6 protein-coding genes are annotated in these 4,824 nt (G+C 61.7%); 1 reads left to right on the top strand and 5 read right to left on the bottom strand.

The window, feature by feature from the left end; genetic code table 11:
- Positions 1-556: 556 nt before the first annotated feature.
- Positions 557-922, bottom strand: coding sequence for a TfoX/Sxy family protein (locus KNN17_RS22025; RefSeq protein ID WP_241711021.1), 366 nt, complete (start codon positions 920-922; stop codon positions 557-559).
- Positions 923-1,044: 122 nt separating this feature from the next.
- Here KNN17_RS22025 and KNN17_RS22020 point away from each other — a divergent pair, with 122 nt between their 5' ends.
- A complete protein-coding gene (locus KNN17_RS22020) occupies positions 1,045-1,797 on the top strand; it encodes a GAF and ANTAR domain-containing protein (protein WP_241711018.1) in 753 nt (250 codons plus the stop codon).
- Positions 1,798-1,830: 33 nt separating this feature from the next.
- Here the strand turns inward: KNN17_RS22020 and KNN17_RS22015 are convergent, their stop codons facing one another.
- From KNN17_RS22015 to KNN17_RS22000, 4 genes are all read right to left on the bottom strand, one after another.
- On the bottom strand, positions 1,831-3,210 hold the full coding sequence (locus tag KNN17_RS22015) for a GAF domain-containing serine/threonine-protein kinase (RefSeq protein WP_241711016.1): 1,380 nt from the start codon (positions 3,208-3,210) through the stop codon (positions 1,831-1,833).
- A gap of 241 nt (positions 3,211-3,451) precedes the next feature.
- Positions 3,452-3,598 (bottom strand): lmo0937 family membrane protein, encoded by a 147-nt coding sequence (locus KNN17_RS22010; protein ID WP_241711015.1) that lies wholly within the window; start codon positions 3,596-3,598, stop codon positions 3,452-3,454.
- 90 nt (positions 3,599-3,688) lie between these two features.
- Positions 3,689-4,114 carry a hypothetical protein gene (locus KNN17_RS22005; RefSeq protein WP_241711014.1) on the bottom strand — a complete coding sequence of 142 codons (426 nt, stop codon included), beginning with the start codon at positions 4,112-4,114 and terminating at the stop codon, positions 3,689-3,691.
- 4 nt (positions 4,115-4,118) lie between these two features.
- Complete coding sequence (locus KNN17_RS22000; RefSeq protein ID WP_241711013.1) at positions 4,119-4,388, bottom strand: hypothetical protein; 270 nt, start codon at positions 4,386-4,388, stop codon at positions 4,119-4,121.
- Between the last annotated feature and the right edge of the window lie 436 nt (positions 4,389-4,824).

The following is a 4,824-nucleotide window of genomic DNA, read 5'->3' as shown; positions in this document are numbered from 1 at the left end:
GGCCTGCTGCCGGCCGAAATAAAGTCAAATTCGTTGACATGGCGTAAGTCACTTTTTATATGCTGGAATAAGTCAAGCAGCCGGCTTTCTCGATACAAGACGAGGAGGTCAGTCATGGCAGCCATTCAACCCAGTCACCCCCATCTTCATGGTCAAAGGGCCGGCCACCTCGATGTTCGCGCTGCGCGGCGGGGAGCAGTTTGGTCGCAGGAGACCTCGAGCGAACCTTGGCGGGGCTACCTCCCCAGGCAAAGCGCGGTTCAGCAACTGTTTCGGCGGTGGCCATCCGTGCCTTCGCGCGAATTGGAACGCATCCGCCTGGTGCTTCTTCACTGTGATGAAATAGCCCATCCGTCCGCAACTCAGCGGCTCTCCGAACCAGCCCAGGCGCTGCTGGACCTCGTGACCGGCGAACTCGAGCGGCGACGGGAATCGGGACATCATCAACCGCTCAACGGTAGCCCGGCTACCGAGCATCCCGGGCCACTCAAGCTTTCCCGCGGACGCCGCCAAGGAGGACTTCCCTGAGTTTGGTGCCGGGCCGGTGGTGGGGCAGTTACTTCTTCGCCGAACGCGGTTTCGCGGCTTTCGGCGGGAGGGTCGCAACGTAGGCGAACGCCTTCTCGACCCACTCGGCCGTGTATTCGTCGTCGCCGGCAAAGGCTTCGGGGAGGCCGACGTAGCCGCCCATGGCGCGGCCTTCCGGGCCGAAGGGAAGCGTTTGGTGGCTGGCCTCCAGAACCTCGCGGTCGTCGTCGGAGAGCTTGACGCCGATCATCGGGCCGAACAGGCCGGCGAACATGTTGCCGTTCACGAAGGCGCCGAGGTTGCCGAACATCGGCTTGACGACGACGTCAGGGTTTTCCGGCACCACCGCGCGGAAGCGGTCTTTGTCGGCGTCGGACGGCTTGGGCATCTGCATGTGTCTGCTCCGGGTTAGGGGATCGAAAGCCTAGGACTGCATGCAGCATACGACGGCGGGATGCGGGCTGCCAGCGTCGCGGCACCGTGCCCCTTGTGAAACAAGGAAAGTAGGATAGGGGGATGTCGAGTTCACCGGAAAACGAAGCCGCAGGCCTTCTTCAAGGCATTCTGGACCTTCAATCTGTTCTGGCGGGCTCAGAGAATGTCTCTGAATTCCTCACCGGACTCACCAAGCTCGCTGCAGCTTCGATTTCCGAAGCCTCCGACGATGAGATCGAATGCGCCATCACCGTCAAAGTCAGACGCCGGCCCCTTACCGCTGCGGGCAGCAGCTCACGCGCCGTCGAGATTGACCGGTTTGAGCAGGCTATCGGTGACGGCCCCTGCATCGCGGCACTCCGGGAGATGTCGCCAGTGATCATCGAGGACGATTCGACAGATCTGCGCTGGCCGGCGCTCACCAAGAAATTCGCCGAGATAGGTGTTCACAGCTCGTTGGGGATTCCCATGGAAATCAGTGAGGAGGCCAGCGCCGCGCTGAACTTTTTCGCCTCCAAGCCAGGCGCATTCACCCCGGATGTCTTCGACAAGGCCGTGGGCTTCGCCGCCGCTGCACGCAACATACTCCATCTTTCCGTGCGCATCGACTCCGCCCATCACCGGGCACAGAACCTGGAATCAGCCATGCAAAGCAGGACCGCCATCGACGTGGCCTGCGGTGTCATCATGGCGCAAAACAGATGTTCGCAGTCGGAGGCGATGGCGATCCTTACCAAGGTCTCCAGCAACCGCAACCGCAAACTTCGGGACGTAGCCACCGAACTGATCGAGCAACTGTCCGGGAACAGCATCGAGACGCACTTCGAGGCGTAGGACGCGCACGCACCGGCCGGCGCCAAAGACGAACTATGAATCAGTGGATGACTGTGCCAGTTCCCGGCTTTCGAGGCGAAGTTCCAACTCGCTGATAACAAGCCCCGCCAGGTCCTGCAGGGTCGCCATGTCAGTCGCGGACATTGTTCGCGGGACCGTGTCGAGTATGCACATGGTTCCGAGGTTGTATCCCTCCCGAGTCTTCAGTGGAGCCCCGGCGTAGAATCCGAGGCCGAAGTCCCCGGCGACGAGGGGATTCGTGAGTGTCCGGGGGTCTTCGGGAGCGTTCTCCACGACCCAGACGTCGCCCTGCAGGATGGCTGAGGCGCACAGGCCCGGGTCCCTGGGAATTTCCTCGGCCGTGATGCCATGGTGGGACTTGAACCAGATTCGGTCATGGTCGACGATGCTGACGATTGCTATCGGTACGTTGAATAGCCGGGCTGCCAGGGCGGTGATTCTGTCGAAGGCGCCGTCGGGCGGGGTGTCCAATATTCGGTATTGGTGCACGGCGGCCATACGTGCGATTTCGTCGTCGGGAATGATGGAGGGGGCCACTTTGTGCCTGGCCCGGCCTGCCGAGACCTGATCGAACAGTGCCTTGGATGCTTCGCGTGCTGTGGGTCGTTCCAGCGGATCGGCGGCGGTCATGGCGGTCAGGAGTGTCTTCCAGTCCTGATCCATGTCTTCAGGGATGTGTGGATCCCGGATCAGCCGGGCAACGGCGCTCTGGATCGGATCGCCGGGAAAGGCGACCTGTCCGGTAAGGCTCTCAAGCAGGACGAGCCCTAGGGAGTAGACATCGCTGGCGGAAGTAACGGGCTCGGCCCGGGCTTGTTCGGGACTGAGGTAGGCCGCGGTCCCCAGGACTCCGCCGTCCGTGTCCCTCGGCGATTCGGACATTAAGGCGATGCCGAAATCGGTGAGCTTCGCGCGGATCCGCGCAGCGTCCTGGTGGTAGTCAAAGATCATGATGTTGCCCGGTTTGACGTCCCGGTGAACCACACCGTTGCCATGGATATAGGCCAAAGCGTCAGCCACATCGTGTCCGATCTGTGCCGTGTGGCGCGGCCCAAGTACACCCCGGGCCAGATGCTGCTTCAAGTCCGGGCCCTCGATGAGCTCCATCACCAGATAGACACGTGGCTCACCGGGCCCGTTGCTATCAACGCCTGCATCAAGGAGAGTGACCAGTCCGTGGTGGTTCATGCGGACAAGGACCTTCACTTCGTCGTCATCGATGGCCGCCGCCACGCCGTTGCGGGCTGGTTTCTTGATGATTTTGACTGCTACGTCGCGCCCAAGAAAGACATCGGTGGCCCGATATACGATGGCCATCGCTCCGGACCCGATGCGCTCGATCAGGCGGTATCGGCCCCCGAGGGGGGCATCGCCGTCGGCATGTTGTTTCATGCGGTAACCCTTACTTTCCTGGACCGCAGGAAGACGGAGCCCCGAAGGGGAATTGAAGAAAGATTCCGGTTACCTTGGCGTTTGAGCTCGGGGGCGCGGACTGGAAAGCGGTAGCGGTCGCGGGAGCGAACCCGGCCTCAGTCAGAAATTTTGGTCAAGCTTTCACAGTCCTCCGGTAGACATGCCAGAGGACTGTGGAGTTCGCGTATTACGACTCGCCTCGGTTGGCGGGGGTGCGCCGCTAAACGCGTGACCTGCCGCGGATGAAGTGGAAAATCAGGACGATCACGGCGACAACCAGAAGGATGTGAATGAGTCCACCGCCGATGCCGCCGATAAAACCGAGAAGCCAGAGAATGGCGATGATGATGGCTATCCAAAGCAACATGTGAGTCTCCTTGTTTGTGTGAGTGCCCTGGCCGGCGGCCAGGGACCTCATTGGTAAGCATACTTACTAATGAGCCGTGTGTGGGGGTGGTTAGTGCGGTTTTTCCATTTGGAAGCCGCACCGGCACCGAAGGACCCGGGTGCGGAGGTAGGCGCCGAGGAGGTCCGTTGGGAGCGGTTGGGTCGAGAGCGGTGTTAGCGGCGTTCTCAGGTCCGGGTTGCTCGGGGACATGGGTTCCCCGCAGTGGATGTACTCGGCGCCCAGGTGAAGGACGTCATCCTTATCGGGGGAGCGGGCCAAGACTGGGGCGACGAGGCCCGCGGTGGTGGACAGCACGCGGGCTCCGCCGCATCGGGTGCAGGTGACGGCAACGGCGAGGGTTTCTTTGCGGTTGTCCATGATGGCGATGGAGTCCACGACGAGGTGCAGATCGGTGTCGCATGTCGCGCACCAGGGTTGGGTGCCGCGGGGCTGGTTGGCGTCCCGGGGGATGTAAGTGCTTGAGATGGTGCTCAACGGTTCAGGCCAGGCCCGGGTAGCTTGCCAGAATGTAGTCGGCCGCCGCTGGGCCTGTCATGGCCAGCCCGTTGCCGGCTGGATGGATGCCTTTGGCTTTCAGCGCTGCCCAAAATACGTTTTCCGGCAGCGGCAAGGATTGCTGGAGCAGGCACCAGCTCGTGTACAGGCCGTAGAAGCAGTCCCGCCCGAGAGCGGAGTCCGACTTGTCATAGGTGGTGATGGTGGATTCTTCAAGGAATTGGTCGAACTGGATGTCAGCCGTCTTAGCCATGGGGTCCCCTTGCGGGTAGGTTGCGTGCTGCCATGTCGTATTAGCAGGGGAGTGGTCGCCCGGTTCTGTGGAATTCTGCGGTTCGGGCGGTCTGTGCGTGGTGCGCAGTCACGGACTTGGGAAATGGAGCGCACGGCCGGCGGCGGTGCGTTGAAGTCCGCCTCGTTTAATCTGCTGTCGAACTTCACTACAATGTAGACTTTACGCGTAGACTACAAAGTAAGCAAGCTTATTTTCCCGGCAAGAGCCGCGATGAAACGATCAGATCAGGACGGAACCCCCATGCCTCCCCCAGAGTCTCCGGCCAATTCTCCCGCTGCAGGTGCCGACGACAAGCCCGCCGGGCAGAAACCCAGGCTGAGCCGGGACCTCGTCCTGTCCACCGCCCTGGCACTGGTGGACGCGGAAGGACTCGATGCCCTCACCATGCGCCGCT

The organism is Arthrobacter bambusae, assembly GCF_022606295.1.
In the GTDB taxonomy this organism is placed as follows: Bacteria; Actinomycetota; Actinomycetes; order Actinomycetales; family Micrococcaceae; genus Arthrobacter; species Arthrobacter bambusae_A.
The sequence above is the reverse complement of the archived record's forward strand: the minus strand, read 5'-3'. Positions and strand labels throughout refer to the sequence as shown.